The following is a 12,580-nucleotide window of genomic DNA, read 5'->3' as shown; positions in this document are numbered from 1 at the left end:
GCTATGACCGCTTTTGACCGATGAGTTGACGGATACAGAGGTGGGGTTGACCGTGCCGGCCAGTACTGCGCCTCAGGCACCGCCCGCGAAGTCCACGCGCGGAGCCGATACACGGGCCCTCACGCAGGTCCTCTTCGCGCAGCTCAAGAACCTTCCGCCGGGCAGCCCCGAGCACTCCCGGGTGCGCGGCGCGCTCATCGAGGCCAACCTGCCGCTCGTGCGCTACGCGGCGGCCCGCTTCCGCAGCCGCAACGAGCCCATGGAGGACGTCGTCCAGGTCGGGACCATCGGACTGATCAACGCCATCGACCGGTTCGACCCGGAGCGCGGGGTGCAGTTCCCCACCTTCGCCATGCCGACCGTCGTGGGCGAGATCAAGCGCTACTTCCGCGACAACGTGCGGACCGTGCACGTGCCGCGCCGCCTGCACGAGCTGTGGGTGCAGGTGAACGCCGCGAGCGAGGACCTGACCACGGCCTTCGGGCGCTCCCCCACCACCGCCGAGATCGCCGAGCGGCTGCGCATCGCCGAGGACGAGGTGCTCGCCTGCATCGAGGCCGGGCGCTCGTACCACGCGACGTCCCTGGAGGCCGCGCAGGAAGGCGACGGGATGCCGGGCCTCCTCGACCGGCTCGGCTACGAGGACCCCGAACTGGACGGCGTCGAACACCGCGACCTCGTCCGGCACCTGCTGGTCCAGCTCCCCGAGCGCGAACAGCGGATCCTGCTGCTGCGCTACTACAGCAACCTGACCCAGTCACAGATCAGTGCCGAACTGGGTGTCTCCCAGATGCACGTGTCAAGACTCCTCGCCCGCAGTTTCGCGCGACTTCGATCCGCAAACAGGATCGATGCGTAGCTGAAACGGGTAGACCGTCCCCACGGGGATTTCCTGCGGAAAACCCCGTGCACTTTGGCCACACCCCCTGCGTCCTGCGGTGATTCGCCCCTTCCATGTCGACATGTCACTACAGCGTGTTGCCGACATGTGACATTCTGCTGGAACGGCGTTTGGCGCGGCCCCACGTCCGGTATTCAGGTGGAGGCTGCGCTCCTACCTGACGGGAGCGCCCGCCGCGACCGTCCGCGACCTCAAGGGGGTGGCATGTCCGCAGACCAGGGCAGCTCGAAGGTGCTCACGCTCACGCCCGGCGCGTCCGATGACGCGAGTGCGTCCACGACCGCCGCGCTGATCGACACTCCTGTTTTGGCCTCCCTCCCGGTACAGGCGCCGCAGGACCCCGAGCCCTCCGGGCCTGCGGAGTCCACCCCGCCGGCCGCCGTGACGGTGCCGTCGGGAGCCATCGACACCCGCACCCTGTCCCGCTCCCTGTTCCTGCGCCTTGCCGCGCTCGACGAGAACAGCCCTGAGCGGGCCTACGTCCGCGACACCCTCATCGAGCTGAACCTGCCGCTCGTGCGCTACGCGGCGGCCCGCTTCCGCAGCCGCAACGAGCCGATGGAGGACATCGTCCAGGTCGGCACGATCGGGCTGATCAAGGCGATCGACCGGTTCGACTGCGAGCGCGGGGTCGAGTTCCCGACGTTCGCCATGCCGACCGTGGTCGGCGAGATCAAGCGGTTCTTCCGTGACACGTCCTGGTCGGTCCGGGTGCCCCGGCGCCTCCAGGAGCTGCGGCTCGCCCTCACCAAGGCCAGCGACGAGCTCGCGCAGAAGCTGGACCGCTCGCCCACCGTCCCCGAGCTCGCCGCCGTGCTCGGCGTCTCGGAGGAGGACGTGGTCGACGGCCTCGCCGTGGGGAACGCGTACACGGCGTCCTCGCTGGACTCCCCCGCCCCGGAGGACGACGGCGGCGAGGGCTCTCTCGCGGACCGGCTCGGGTACGAGGACACGGCGCTCGAAGGCGTCGAGTACCGGGAGTCGCTGAAGCCACTCCTCGCCAAGCTGCCGCCGCGCGAGCGCCGGATCATCATGCTGCGCTTCTTCGCGAACATGACGCAGTCGCAGATCGGCGAGGAGGTCGGCATCTCGCAGATGCACGTCTCCCGGCTGCTGACGCGCACGCTGGCGCAACTGCGCGCGGGGCTCATCGCGGACTGACGCCCGCCGCTTCGCGGGGCACGCGGGGTTCCGAATTGACGGCCCGTCAGACACACTGGCGCGATGCTGCGGACGTGGGTGAGAGGACGTCGCGGGGCCGCTGCGGGGGCCGCCTGCGCCACTGTGGTCTGCCTCGGCACTGTCGCCGCCTTCGGCGGGGGCGACGGGCCGGACGGATACGCCGCCGTGGGAGCCGCGGGAGGCTCCCCCGCCGCCCGCGGGCCGAGCGCCGCGCCCACCGGCGAAGTACGGCTCGTGCCCCTGGACCCGGCCGAGCCGGGATCACCCCGCTCACCCCGCCCGTCCTCGCCCACGGCTTCGGCCTCCCCGGGCGCGGGCGCGCAGGACCCAGGGCCCGCCGACGCCGCCCCGGCGACGGGAGCAGCCGACACCGGTTCGGCCCCACAGGGGAGCGAGGGCACCAGGGGCAGTAGCAGAGGTACTGGTACTGGTACGGGTGCTGGTTCCCCTTCCGGTTCCGGGAGCAACGGAACGGGCGGGGCGGGGGGTTCAGCCCCCTCGGACCACCCGGCGCCGCCCCCGGCCGGCCCCGCCGTCCTCAAGGTGAGCGCGCCCGTCCTGGAGGGCGCCGACAAGCGCTGGTGTCAGGACGTGACGCTGACGCTGCGCAACTCCGGTGGCAGCGCGGTGCGTTCGGGAACCGTGACGTTCGGGACGCACATCATCGGCGCGCTCGGGATCGACTGGGCGACCGTCGAGTCGACCGAGAAGCTCCCCGTGCCCCTCGGGGCCGGGGAGAAGAGAAAGAAGACCTGGACCGTGTGCGTCGCGTCCTGGCGGGTCCCGCTCGGGATGCATGTCGAGACCCGCGTCGTCTCCGTCGACTGGAAGTAGCGGACCGCCGCTACTGCGGCGTACGTCCTACTTGAGCGCCAGCCACGCCACCGCCGCGATGACGACGACCGCGACCACGATGCCGATGATCAGACCCGCGCCGGGGCCGGACTTCGCCGGAGCGGCCTGCGCGCGCACCGTGGGGGTACCGCCCTCGTCGACGAAGGCGCGGAACATCTGCGTGCTGCCCGCGGGGTCGTAGTTGCCTTCGGGGTTCGGGCCCTGGGGGTTGTTTGCCATGGGCCAGGACCCTAGCGAATCGGCGCGACCGGCGCCACAGCCCTCCCGGACCTCCCCTGAGCTGCTGCTTTACCCGCACACACCTTGCCTTTGCCGCGATTTTAGGGTTGATCGTCCCTTTTAGTTTGCCTGCGGCAACCAACTGGTTCTATGGTTGCCCTAAGCAACGAATCCCATTCTGGTCAGGAGGTGCTGTGGCCGCACAGCGTCATTACGACGAGCTGGCCCGTCAGCTCAGTGCCTTCGGCGCCGTCAAAAGGGATATGGCACGCATCCTGCCCCACGACTGCCCGGCCGGCTCGGCCGCCGTCCTCACGCTCGTCGAGCGGTACGGCGACATGCGGATGAGCAGGCTGGCCGAGCTCCTCGCGGTCGACATGTCCGTGGCCAGCCGCCACGTGGCCCACGCCGCCGACCGCGGCTGGATCGAGCGTCGCCCCGACCCGGCAGACAAGCGCTCGCGCATCCTCACCCTCACCGCCGAGGGCCATGCGCAGATGGAAGACCTGAACCTCCGGACGACCGAGCTGCTCGCCGACCGGCTGAGCGACTGGTCCGACGACGAGGTCAGTCAACTGATCACTCTGATGACGCGGCTGCGCGACAGCTTCGGGGACTGCCGGACCACGGCGTCCCGCGGACAGTTCCCCCTCGCCGCGCAGGCCCCGGCCTCAGTTCAGACCACCCGTACACCCGCGTAAACGTAAGAAAAGGAATCCCATGGCAACATCCACACCGTCCGGTGTGCGGGGCAGCCATGCCGCCAAGCACGGAGGCGCCGCCCCCGACGCCGGCGCACCGATGACGCACCGGCAGATCATGGAGGCACTGTCCGGGCTGCTGCTCGGCATGTTCGCCGCCATCCTCTCCTCGACGGTCGTCACGAACGCCCTTCCGGAGATCATCGGCGACCTCGGCGGCGGCCAGTCCGCCTACACCTGGGTCGTCACCGCCTCGCTGCTCGCGATGACGGCCACCACGCCCCTGTGGGGCAAGATGGCCGACCTCTTCAGCAAGAAGGCGCTCGTCCAGATAGCCCTGATCGTCTACGTGGCGGGCTCCGTCATCGCCGGTCTCGCGCAGAACCCGGCCATGCTGATCTCCGCGCGTGCCGTCCAGGGCATCGGCGCGGGTGGTCTGTCCGCCCTGGCGCAGATCGTCATGGCCGCGATGATCTCCCCGCGCGAGCGGGGCCGTTACTCCGGCTACCTGGGTGCGACGTTCGCCGTCGCCACCGTCGGCGGCCCGCTCATCGGCGGCGTCATCACCGACACCAGCTTCCTCGGCTGGCGCTACTGCCTCTACGTCGGTGTGCCGTTCGCGATCATCGCCCTGATCGTGCTCCAGAAGACGCTGCACCTGCCGGTCGTGAAGCGGAAGGTCAAGGTCGACTGGGCCGGCGCCTTCTTCATCACCGCCGCGGCCTGCCTGCTGCTCCTGTGGGTCACCTTCGCCTCCGACAAGTACGACTGGCTGTCGTGGCAGACCTACACGATGGTCGGCGGCGCGATCGTTCTCACGCTGCTGTTCGTCCTGGCCGAGTCCAAGGCGTCCGAGCCGATCATCCCGCTGCGGCTGTTCAAGAACCGCACCATCACGCTGGCCTCGGTCGCCTCGCTGTTCGTCGGTGTCGCGATGTTCGCGGGCACCGTGTACTTCTCGCAGTACTTCCAGCTCGCCCGGGACAAGTCGCCGACGATGTCGGGCGTCATGACGATCCCGATGATCGGTGGCCTGTTCATCTCGTCCACCGTCTCCGGCCAGGTCATCACCCGGACCGGCAAGTGGAAGGCGTGGCTGGTCGCCGGCGGCGCGTTCCTCACCGCGGGCCTCGGTCTGCTCGGCACCATGCGGTACGACACCCCGTACTGGCGCATCGCGATCTTCATGGCGCTGATGGGTCTCGGCGTCGGCATGATGATGCAGAACCTCGTGCTCAGCACGCAGAACCAGGTCGCGCCGAAGGACCTCGGTTCCGCCTCGTCCACGGTGACCTTCTTCCGGTCCCTCGGTGGCGCGATCGGCGTCTCGGCGCTCGGCTCCGTGATGACCACCCGCATCACCCACTACGCCACCGACTCGATCGGTTCCCTCGACCCGAAGGAGCAGGCGGCGGCAGCCAAGTCCATGGGCGGCAGCTCGATCCCGGACATGGATCTGCTCCCCGAGCACATCCGCACCTGGCTGGAGAGCGCCTACGGGCACGGCATCGCCGACATCTTCCTCTACGTCGCGCCGATCGCCTTCCTGGCCTTCCTCGTCACCCTCTTCATCAAGGAGGTTCCGCTGCGTACGTCCGGTGCTCTCCAGCAGGCCGCCGAGGCCACCGCCCCGGCCGGTGACAGCGCCGCCGCCCAGCCCGCGCAGGGCCAGGGCGAGCGTGTGCCGAGCCTGGTCGGCGCGGGTCAGCCCGTCGCCGACACCGGGACGCAGCCCCTCGCGGCGGTCGCGTCCGTCGCCGGTGACGCTCCGGCGCAGTCCCTCGGCGGTGGCACCCCGGGCACCCCGGTGACCGGGTTCGTCCGCGGCGCCGAGTCCGCCCCGGTCCCGCGGGCCGCGGTCACGCTGATCTCCCTCGGCGGTCGCCAGCTCGGCCGCGCGGTCGCCCAGGGCGACGGCTCCTACGGGGTCGATGCCCCCGGTGCCGGCTCCTACGTGCTGATCGCCTCGGCCGACGGCTACCAGCCGCAGGCCTCCACCGTCGTCGTCGGCGACGAGCCGGTCGCGTACGACATCCTGCTCAGCGGCACCAGCGGCCTGAGCGGTGTCGTCAAGGCCGCGGAGACCAAGGCCGCCGTCGTCGGCGCCATGGTCATCGTGACCGACGTCCGCGGTGACGTGCTCGCCACCGGCCTGTCCGGCCAGGACGGCGAGTTCACCTTCGCCGAGCTGGTGCCCGGCGCGGTGACCGTCGCGGTGAACGCCGCGGGCCACCGTCCGCTGGCGCTGCCCGTCGAGGTCGGCGGCACGGGCGTCACCCGCGTGGAGATCGAGCTGAACTCCGGTGCGCAGGTACAGGGCACCGTGCGCGCCGCGGGCCGTTCGCTGAACGACGCGCGGGTCACGCTCATCGACGCCGCGGGCAACGTCGTGGCGACGTCCACCACCGGTGAGGACGGCGCGTACGCCTTCACCGACCTGGACGGCGGCGAGTACACGGTCATCGCGACCGGTTACCCGCCGGTGGCCACGCACCTCAGCGTGCAGGGCAGTGGCGTCGACGGCCACGACATCGAACTCTCGCACCCCGGCGAGTAGTTCGCGCAGTCCCTTCAAGACCCCGGACCGGGCGGCCCGCGCCTCGAGCGGAGACGCGAGCCCCCGGACCGGTTGTGGGAAATGGGCCCCGGACCCGGTGGCGTCGTTAACGGCAGGGGACGGCCGCAGACGTCACGGGCCGGGGCCCGTTCACGTCCGGGATCATCCCGATTCCCTTACGTGTGTGAGAACTTGAGCTAGGAGTGGTGACTGATGGGACTGAGTGCGCGGATCCGTACGCGGGACGGCTGGGCCCTGCCGCACGCCGTCGTCACGGTGACCGACATGACGGGCGCGCAGGTGCTGCGGGCCGAGGCCGACGACGAGGGCGCCGTGCACGACGCGGCCGTCCTCACGCCCGGCCCCTACACCGTGATCGTGACCGCCGTCGGGTACGCCCCCGCGGCCTCGACCGCGCTGGTGACGGCGACCGGCCGCGCCGAGGTGGGCACGGTCGTGCTGGCCCGGCAGGGCGGCGCCGAACTGCCGCCGCCCGGACCGTGGACGGTCGACCCGGCGCACTCCTCGGTCGCGGCGACCGCCCAGCACCTGGGGATCACCAGCGTGCACGGCCGGTTCACCGACTTCACCGCCCGCGTCGACATCGCGCAGGACGTGGAGAAGTCCCGCGTCGAGGCCGTGATCAAGGCCGCGTCCATCGACACCGGCAACGGCATGCGCGACGGCCACCTGAAGTCGCCGGACTTCCTGGACGTCGAGACACACCCCGAGATCACCTACCGGTCCACCGGACTGAGCCCGGCCGGCCCGGACCGCTGGACGGTCCACGGCGAGCTGAGCCTGCACGGTGTCGTGCGCCAGGTCGACCTCGACCTGAGCTACCTGGGCACCGGCGCCGACCCCTGGGGCGGCACCCGCGCGGCGTTCAAGGCGACGGCCGAGCTGAAGCGCGAGGACTTCGCGATGAACTACAACCAGGTCGTGCAGGCCGGTATCGCGGCGATCGGGGCGACGCTGAAGGTGGAGCTGGACATCCAGGCCGTCCAGGGCGACGCGCTGCCGCAGGTCTGAGCGCCTGCCTGACGGAGAGCCGGTCTCAGCCGGGGAGGCGTTCGGTGAACCCGCCCCGGCGCGGCGGCGCCCCGCCCACCCGGGTCACCAGACGGGAGCACAGCTCCCGGAGCTTGACGTTCTCGTCCTGGGAGCGGCGGCGCAGCAGGCCGAGCGCGGCGTCCGCGTCGCACCGGCGCTGCGACATCACGATGCCGATGGCCTGGTCGATGACGCTGCGCGAGAGCATCGCGGCGCGCAGGTCGAGGCCGATCTCGCGCTCGCGCTCGATCCGCAGCGCCACGGCCACCGCGCCGGACGCCTGCGCGGCGAGCCTGCGGGCGCTCTCCCGCCGGTCGCGGAAGGCGTCGCGGACGCCCGCGTAGAAGTTCAGGGCGCCGTAGACGCCGTGGTTCAGGGTGAGCGGCAGGGCCAGCATGGACTGCACGCCGCGCTCCCGGGCCTCGTCGGGGAACGGCGCCCAGCGCTGTTCCGCCGCCAGGTCCGGGGCGTGCTGCTCGGCGCACTCACGGGCGGCCGTGACGCACGGGCCCGTGTCCGCCTCGTACTGGAGCTCGTCGAGCCCGCTGACGAGCCCCGCGCTGGCCGCGACGGTGCGCAGCCGGTTGGCGCGGTGCAGCGTGACGCTGCACTCGCCCGGCTCCACGACGTGCGCGGCCCGCTCGGTGAGTTCCTGGAGAAAGCCGTCGAGACCGTCGCTCTCGGCGAGGGCCCGGTAGAGGGCCCCGGTGTCGAGGGCCCGCGGTTCGAGCGGGCTGTTCACATGGTGTCCGGCGGGGATCTCGGCTGGACTGTTCATTCCCTACAGATATCCCGTAATCGGGTGCTCACGCTTCGCGGGGCCGCGCCGCGGCGTCCACGTACCGCTGCGCCAGCTCTCTGAGCTTTATGTTCTGCTGCTGCGAGGCCCGTACGAGATGGTCGAACGCCTCGGCCGCGTCGACCCCCTCGCGCGCCATGAGCAGCCCGGTGGCCTGTCCGATCAGGTCCCGGGTGCGCATGGCCTCCGTGAGCTGTTCCTGCACGGTGGCGGAGTCGTGGGCCAGGGAGACGTGCGCGGCGAGGATCCGCCCCATCCGCAGGCTCGTCTCGTCGTGGCCGCCCGGTTTGCGCCCGTACAGCATGAGGGCCGTCAGATGGCGCCGGTCGGTCCGCAGCCGCAGCGCGAGCACGGAGCGCACGCCGAGCACGGCCAGGTTCTGGCCCGCGCCCTGCACGGTGGCGGTGTCCTCGACGGTGGCGACGGGCGCCGCCCACAGCTCCTCCCAGAAGGCGCGGTGGCCCGGCATCCCGGTGAGCGCCTGGGCGCTGGAGGCGACGTCGTCGCTCCAACTGACCGACTCGGGCACGAGGTCACGTCCGACCGTGACGATGCCCGCGTGGTCGGCCCCCGGGACCAGGTGCACGGCGAGCCGTACAGCGGTGCGCAGAGTGGCACGGGGGCCGGTCTGCTCGTGCAACTGGCGAGCTGCAACGGTGAATGCCTCGGCCAGCCGGAAATCGGCAGCCGAGGGCGGCACTTCGGAAAAACTGGGCGCAACCACCACGAACCTCTTCAGCGAGCATGACCAAAAGGCCATGCGCGGGGAGAGCTCCGCAGCACATTCCCGACTGCGAGCGCAGGACGGACCAAACTCTATCCGTTTCCCCAACAAGACGTGGATTTGACGAGGAGGCCGACGCGGGGCATCCATCGGTGGTCCAATGGGAACGGGTCAGGAAGCGGCTCGACGTCCCCCGACCGACCACCAGCACCGGTCAGGCAGGTGAGCCCCTGTGGCCACGACCCTTCATCTGGCGCCCGTCGACATCGCGGACCGCACCCTCATCACGTTCCCGCCCGAGATCGATCTGAGCAACGCGGCGGTGCTGCTCGCCGAGGCCTGCGCCCTGGCGGACGAGCGGGCCGGGCAGCTCCGGGAGTTCGTCCTCGACCTGACCCGCACCGGGTTCCTCGACTCACAGGGCGTACGGCTCCTGCTCGACCTGCGCCGTCATCTGCACGACCGGTACGGCGCCCTGCTGCGGGTGGCCGCGCTGCCGGTCGGGCCGGTGCGGCGGGTACTGACCCTCTCCCAGGTGCGGCGGGACGTGCCCATGCACGACAGCGTCGAGGACGCGCTGCGCGCCGGCGAGCTCTGAGAGCCTGTCCTCGGGCGGCCCGGCGCGGGCGCGGCATACGCTGGCGGCATGGCTCCGAACATCGCGACCAACACCCGTGTCTCCCTCGACGAGTTGCTGGACTTCGTACGTCCCCGCCACCGCGCCCTGCTGATCACCGCCCGCGCCGACGGCACCCCGCAGGCGTCGCCGCTGACCTGCGGCGTGGACGACTCGGGGCGGATCGTCGTCTCCACGTATCCCGAGCGTGCCAAGACGCGCAACGCCAAGCGGAACCCGCGCGTGAGCGTGCTGGTCCTCAGCGACGACTGGAACGGGCCGTGGGTCCAGGTCGACGGCACCGCCGAGGTGCTGGACGTCCCCGACTCGGTCGAGCCGCTGGTGGAGTACTTCCGGAACATCTCGGGGGAGCACCCGGACTGGGACGAGTACCGGGCGGCCATGCTCAAGCAGGGCAAGTCGATCATCCGCGTCACCCCCGAGAAGTGGGGCCCGATCGCCACCGGCGGCTTCCCGGCACGGCTGGCCCCGCAGGACTGACACCGGCCGCCCGTGGCAGCGGTCCTCAGCGGGCCGCGGCCTCCTGGGCGACCAGGGCCTCGATGCCCGCCACGAGCAGGTCGAGGGCGACCTGGAAGTCCGCGTCGCGCATCTCCTCGACGCTCTGGCCGCCTTCGACCGCCGCCGCCATGTACTCGGCCTGCCGGAAGTCCTCGGCCATCTCCTCCGGTACCCGGAACACCGCCATCGCCTCGCGGAAGTACTCGTCCTGGGACAGCCCGGCCTCGGCGCACCGCTGCCGGAAGTGGCCCTCGATGGTCCCGTAGCCGTAGACGAACTGGAAGACGGAGGCGATGGCGCCGCGCTGGCGGGCCATCGAGAGCCCGGTGGCGGCGACGACCCGCTGGACCGCGCGCGAGAACCGCAGCGAGTGCGGGCCGATGTTGAGGTAGTTGCCCATCTGCGGGGAGATCCAGGGGTGCCGGACGATCAGGTCCCGGTAGGTGAAGGCCAGCTCGCGCACCTGGACCCGCCAGTCCCCGGCGTCGACGGCCGCCGGGTCCGGCACCACGAGCTCGCCGAAGACCCGGTCGAGGGCGAGTTCGAGCAGGTCGTCCTTGGTGTCGACGTACCAGTACACCGACATCGCAGTGACCCCGAGTGCGGACGCCAGGCGCCGCATGGAGAACTTGGCCAGTCCCTCGGCGTCGAGCAGCTTCACCGTCGCCTCGGTGATCCGGTCCCGGTCGAGCCCGCTGGGCTGCTCGTTGCGCCGGGTGCGCGGCGCCTTGGCCTCGGGATCCCCCAGCCAGACGCTCATCCGCGCTGCCTTCGCCATGGCGCACCCTCCCAGAAGTTCCTCGTGTGCGGGCGCGGGCGGACGCCCCGCGGAATCCGTCCGTCCGCCCGTTCCTGATGCTATGCGGAAGTCACCACGGCAGAGTCTGCCCTCTCCGCCCGCCGCAGCAACGCGGCGGCGAGCAGTCCGCCGACGAGCACGGCGACGGCCCCGACCAACTGGCTGGTCTCCAGGCCCGAGGCGAACGCGTCGGCGACCCGGGCCCGCTCCCCTTCGGAGCGGGCCGCCGCGAGCGCCGCCGGGAGCGAGGCCGCCGCGACCGGGACGAGCGCCGCGAACCGGGCGTTGAGGACCGCGCCGAGGACGGCCACGCCGAGCCCGTTGCCGAACTCGGCGAGGGTGCCGTTGACGCCCGCTCCCACGCCCGCCTTCTCCGGCGGGATCGCGCTCATGATGGCGTTGGTCATGGCCGGCATCGCGAGGGCGATCCCCGCGCCCATGACGATCAGGCCCGCCAGCATGCCGCCGTAGCCGTCCCCGCCGAGCAGCGCGATCATCGCGAGCCCCGCCGCCAGGCAGGTCATCCCGGAGGCGATGGTCAGCGGCGTGCCCAGCTTGGGCAGCAGGCGCGCGCCGACGCCCGTGAGGTTGAGCGCGACCACGGTCAGGGCGAGGGGCGCGGTCCGCAGCCCCGCGTCCAACGGTTCGTAGCCGAGCACGAACTGGAGGTGCTGGGTGAGCAGGAAGAGCGAGCCGCCCATCCCGAACGCGACCAGGACGGCACCGGCGACCGCGCCCGTGAACTTCTGGTCGCGGAAGAAGTGCATGTCCAGCATCGGGTGCGGGATGCGCAGCTCCCACAGCACGAACGCGGCCGTCACGAGGACGCCGGTCGCGGCGGAGGTGAGGGTGGTCGCGGAGGTCCAGCCGTCGCCGGGCCCCGAGATGATCGCGTAGACGATGCCGGTCATCCCGATCGTGGAGAGCACGGCGCCCAGCAGGTCGGGCCGCTCGCCGCTGGGGTTCTTCGACTCGGGTACGAGGGCCAGGACGGCGATGAGTGCGATGACGGCGACGGGGATGTTGATGAGGAAGATCGCGCCCCACCAGAAGTGGTCGAGCATCACGCCGCCGAGGAGCGGGCCGACGGCGAATCCGAGCGAGTTGACCGTCGCCCACAGGCCGATCGCCTTCACGCGTTCGGAGTCGTCGAAGATCTGGACGACGACGGCGAGCGTCGTGGTCATCAGCAGCGCGCCACCGACGCCCATGCCCGCGCGGGCGCCGATCAACTGTGCGGTGGAGCCGGCGAGTCCGGCGACGAGCGAGCCCGCGCCGAACAGCACCAGACCCGCCGCGAGCATCTTCTTGCGCCCGTAACGGTCCGCGGCGCTGCCCGCGGTCAGCAGCAGCCCCGACTGCACGAGCGAGTACGCGCTGATCACCCACTGGATGTCGGACGTGGAGGCGCGCAGTTCCTCGGTGAGGGAGGGGATCGCGACGTTCAGCACCGTGTTGTCGAGCAGCACGGTCAACTGCGCGAGACAGATGACGCCGAGGATCAGCCAGCGCTGGGGGTGGCCGGCGCCCGGGTCGGGCCGTGGCGTGTCCTGAGTGGTCGTCGTGGTCATGCGTCCCCCTGGCTTCTACGGTGTATGACTTGGCTCCTCTACACCGTAGAGGGCAAGCCTTACGCCGTACAAGCGGGTTTT

At 71.1% G+C, this 12,580-nt stretch carries 13 protein-coding genes; 8 read left to right on the top strand and 5 right to left on the bottom strand.

Features of this window, described 5'->3' with window-relative positions; translation table 11 throughout:
* The first annotated feature begins 40 nt into the window (after positions 1–40).
* From ACIRF8_RS25380 to ACIRF8_RS25370, 3 genes are all read left to right on the top strand, one after another.
* Entirely contained in the window at positions 41–859 is an 819-nt protein-coding gene (locus ACIRF8_RS25380; protein ID WP_404218003.1) for an RNA polymerase sigma factor SigF, read from the top strand.
* A gap of 246 nt (positions 860–1,105) precedes the next feature.
* Complete coding sequence (locus ACIRF8_RS25375) at positions 1,106–2,062, top strand: RNA polymerase sigma factor SigF (protein ID WP_404218001.1); 957 nt, start codon at positions 1,106–1,108, stop codon at positions 2,060–2,062.
* Between the two features lie 564 nt (positions 2,063–2,626).
* On the top strand, positions 2,627–2,917 hold the full coding sequence (locus ACIRF8_RS25370) for a hypothetical protein (protein ID WP_404217999.1): 291 nt from the start codon (positions 2,627–2,629) through the stop codon (positions 2,915–2,917).
* 27 nt (positions 2,918–2,944) lie between these two features.
* Here ACIRF8_RS25370 and ACIRF8_RS25365 read toward each other — a convergent pair whose 3' ends face one another.
* Complete coding sequence (locus ACIRF8_RS25365; RefSeq protein ID WP_404217997.1) at positions 2,945–3,157, bottom strand: hypothetical protein; 213 nt, start codon at positions 3,155–3,157, stop codon at positions 2,945–2,947.
* A 194-nt stretch (positions 3,158–3,351) separates the two neighbouring features.
* Between ACIRF8_RS25365 and ACIRF8_RS25360 the strand changes: the two genes are divergently transcribed.
* From ACIRF8_RS25360 to ACIRF8_RS25350, 3 genes are all read left to right on the top strand, one after another.
* On the top strand, positions 3,352–3,858 hold the full coding sequence (locus tag ACIRF8_RS25360; RefSeq protein ID WP_404217995.1) for a MarR family winged helix-turn-helix transcriptional regulator: 507 nt from the start codon (positions 3,352–3,354) through the stop codon (positions 3,856–3,858).
* Positions 3,859–3,877: 19 nt separating this feature from the next.
* Complete coding sequence (locus ACIRF8_RS25355; protein WP_404217993.1) at positions 3,878–6,415, top strand: MFS transporter; 2,538 nt, start codon at positions 3,878–3,880, stop codon at positions 6,413–6,415.
* A 213-nt stretch (positions 6,416–6,628) separates the two neighbouring features.
* Positions 6,629–7,447: a YceI family protein gene (locus tag ACIRF8_RS25350; protein ID WP_404217991.1), complete on the top strand. Its 819-nt coding sequence runs from the start codon at positions 6,629–6,631 to the stop codon at positions 7,445–7,447.
* Between the two features lie 25 nt (positions 7,448–7,472).
* Here the strand turns inward: ACIRF8_RS25350 and ACIRF8_RS25345 are convergent, their stop codons facing one another.
* Both ACIRF8_RS25345 and ACIRF8_RS25340 read right to left on the bottom strand, forming a co-directional pair.
* A complete protein-coding gene (locus tag ACIRF8_RS25345; protein ID WP_404217989.1) occupies positions 7,473–8,246 on the bottom strand; it encodes a GAF and ANTAR domain-containing protein in 774 nt (257 codons plus the stop codon).
* 28 nt (positions 8,247–8,274) lie between these two features.
* Positions 8,275–8,907 carry an ANTAR domain-containing protein gene (locus tag ACIRF8_RS25340; protein ID WP_404217987.1) on the bottom strand — a complete coding sequence of 211 codons (633 nt, stop codon included), beginning with the start codon at positions 8,905–8,907 and terminating at the stop codon, positions 8,275–8,277.
* A gap of 316 nt (positions 8,908–9,223) precedes the next feature.
* Between ACIRF8_RS25340 and ACIRF8_RS25335 the strand changes: the two genes are divergently transcribed.
* Together ACIRF8_RS25335 and ACIRF8_RS25330 are read left to right on the top strand one after the other, a co-directional pair.
* Positions 9,224–9,589 carry an STAS domain-containing protein gene (locus tag ACIRF8_RS25335; RefSeq protein WP_404217985.1) on the top strand — a complete coding sequence of 122 codons (366 nt, stop codon included), beginning with the start codon at positions 9,224–9,226 and terminating at the stop codon, positions 9,587–9,589.
* Positions 9,590–9,637: 48 nt separating this feature from the next.
* Positions 9,638–10,108 carry a PPOX class F420-dependent oxidoreductase gene (locus ACIRF8_RS25330; RefSeq protein ID WP_404217983.1) on the top strand — a complete coding sequence of 157 codons (471 nt, stop codon included), beginning with the start codon at positions 9,638–9,640 and terminating at the stop codon, positions 10,106–10,108.
* Between the two features lie 25 nt (positions 10,109–10,133).
* Here the strand turns inward: ACIRF8_RS25330 and ACIRF8_RS25325 are convergent, their stop codons facing one another.
* Both ACIRF8_RS25325 and ACIRF8_RS25320 read right to left on the bottom strand, forming a co-directional pair.
* Complete coding sequence (locus tag ACIRF8_RS25325) at positions 10,134–10,907, bottom strand: TetR/AcrR family transcriptional regulator (RefSeq protein ID WP_404217981.1); 774 nt, start codon at positions 10,905–10,907, stop codon at positions 10,134–10,136.
* An 80-nt stretch (positions 10,908–10,987) separates the two neighbouring features.
* Positions 10,988–12,499, bottom strand: coding sequence for an MFS transporter (locus ACIRF8_RS25320; RefSeq protein ID WP_404217978.1), 1,512 nt, complete (start codon positions 12,497–12,499; stop codon positions 10,988–10,990).
* Between the last annotated feature and the right edge of the window lie 81 nt (positions 12,500–12,580).

This window comes from Streptomyces sp. NPDC102406 (assembly GCF_044765725.1).
Taxonomy (GTDB): Bacteria; Actinomycetota; Actinomycetes; order Streptomycetales; family Streptomycetaceae; genus Streptomyces.
This window is presented reverse-complemented; position numbering and strand designations above follow the sequence as displayed.

Bases quoted from the DNA above. Each gene is read 5' to 3' on its own strand.
- ACIRF8_RS25345 (WP_404217989.1), bottom strand. From the start codon at position 8,246: ATGAACAGTCCAGCCGAGATCCCCGCCGGACACCATGTGAACAGCCCG.
- ACIRF8_RS25365 (WP_404217997.1), bottom strand. From the start codon at position 3,157: ATGGCAAACAACCCCCAGGGCCCGAACCCCGAAGGCAACTACGACCCC.
- ACIRF8_RS25325 (WP_404217981.1), bottom strand. From the start codon at position 10,907: ATGGCGAAGGCAGCGCGGATGAGCGTCTGGCTGGGGGATCCCGAGGCC.
- ACIRF8_RS25320 (WP_404217978.1), bottom strand. From the start codon at position 12,499: ATGACCACGACGACCACTCAGGACACGCCACGGCCCGACCCGGGCGCC.
- ACIRF8_RS25330 (WP_404217983.1), top strand. From the start codon at position 9,638: ATGGCTCCGAACATCGCGACCAACACCCGTGTCTCCCTCGACGAGTTG.
- ACIRF8_RS25350 (WP_404217991.1), top strand. From the start codon at position 6,629: ATGGGACTGAGTGCGCGGATCCGTACGCGGGACGGCTGGGCCCTGCCG.
- ACIRF8_RS25375 (WP_404218001.1), top strand. From the start codon at position 1,106: ATGTCCGCAGACCAGGGCAGCTCGAAGGTGCTCACGCTCACGCCCGGC.
- ACIRF8_RS25355 (WP_404217993.1), top strand. From the start codon at position 3,878: ATGGCAACATCCACACCGTCCGGTGTGCGGGGCAGCCATGCCGCCAAG.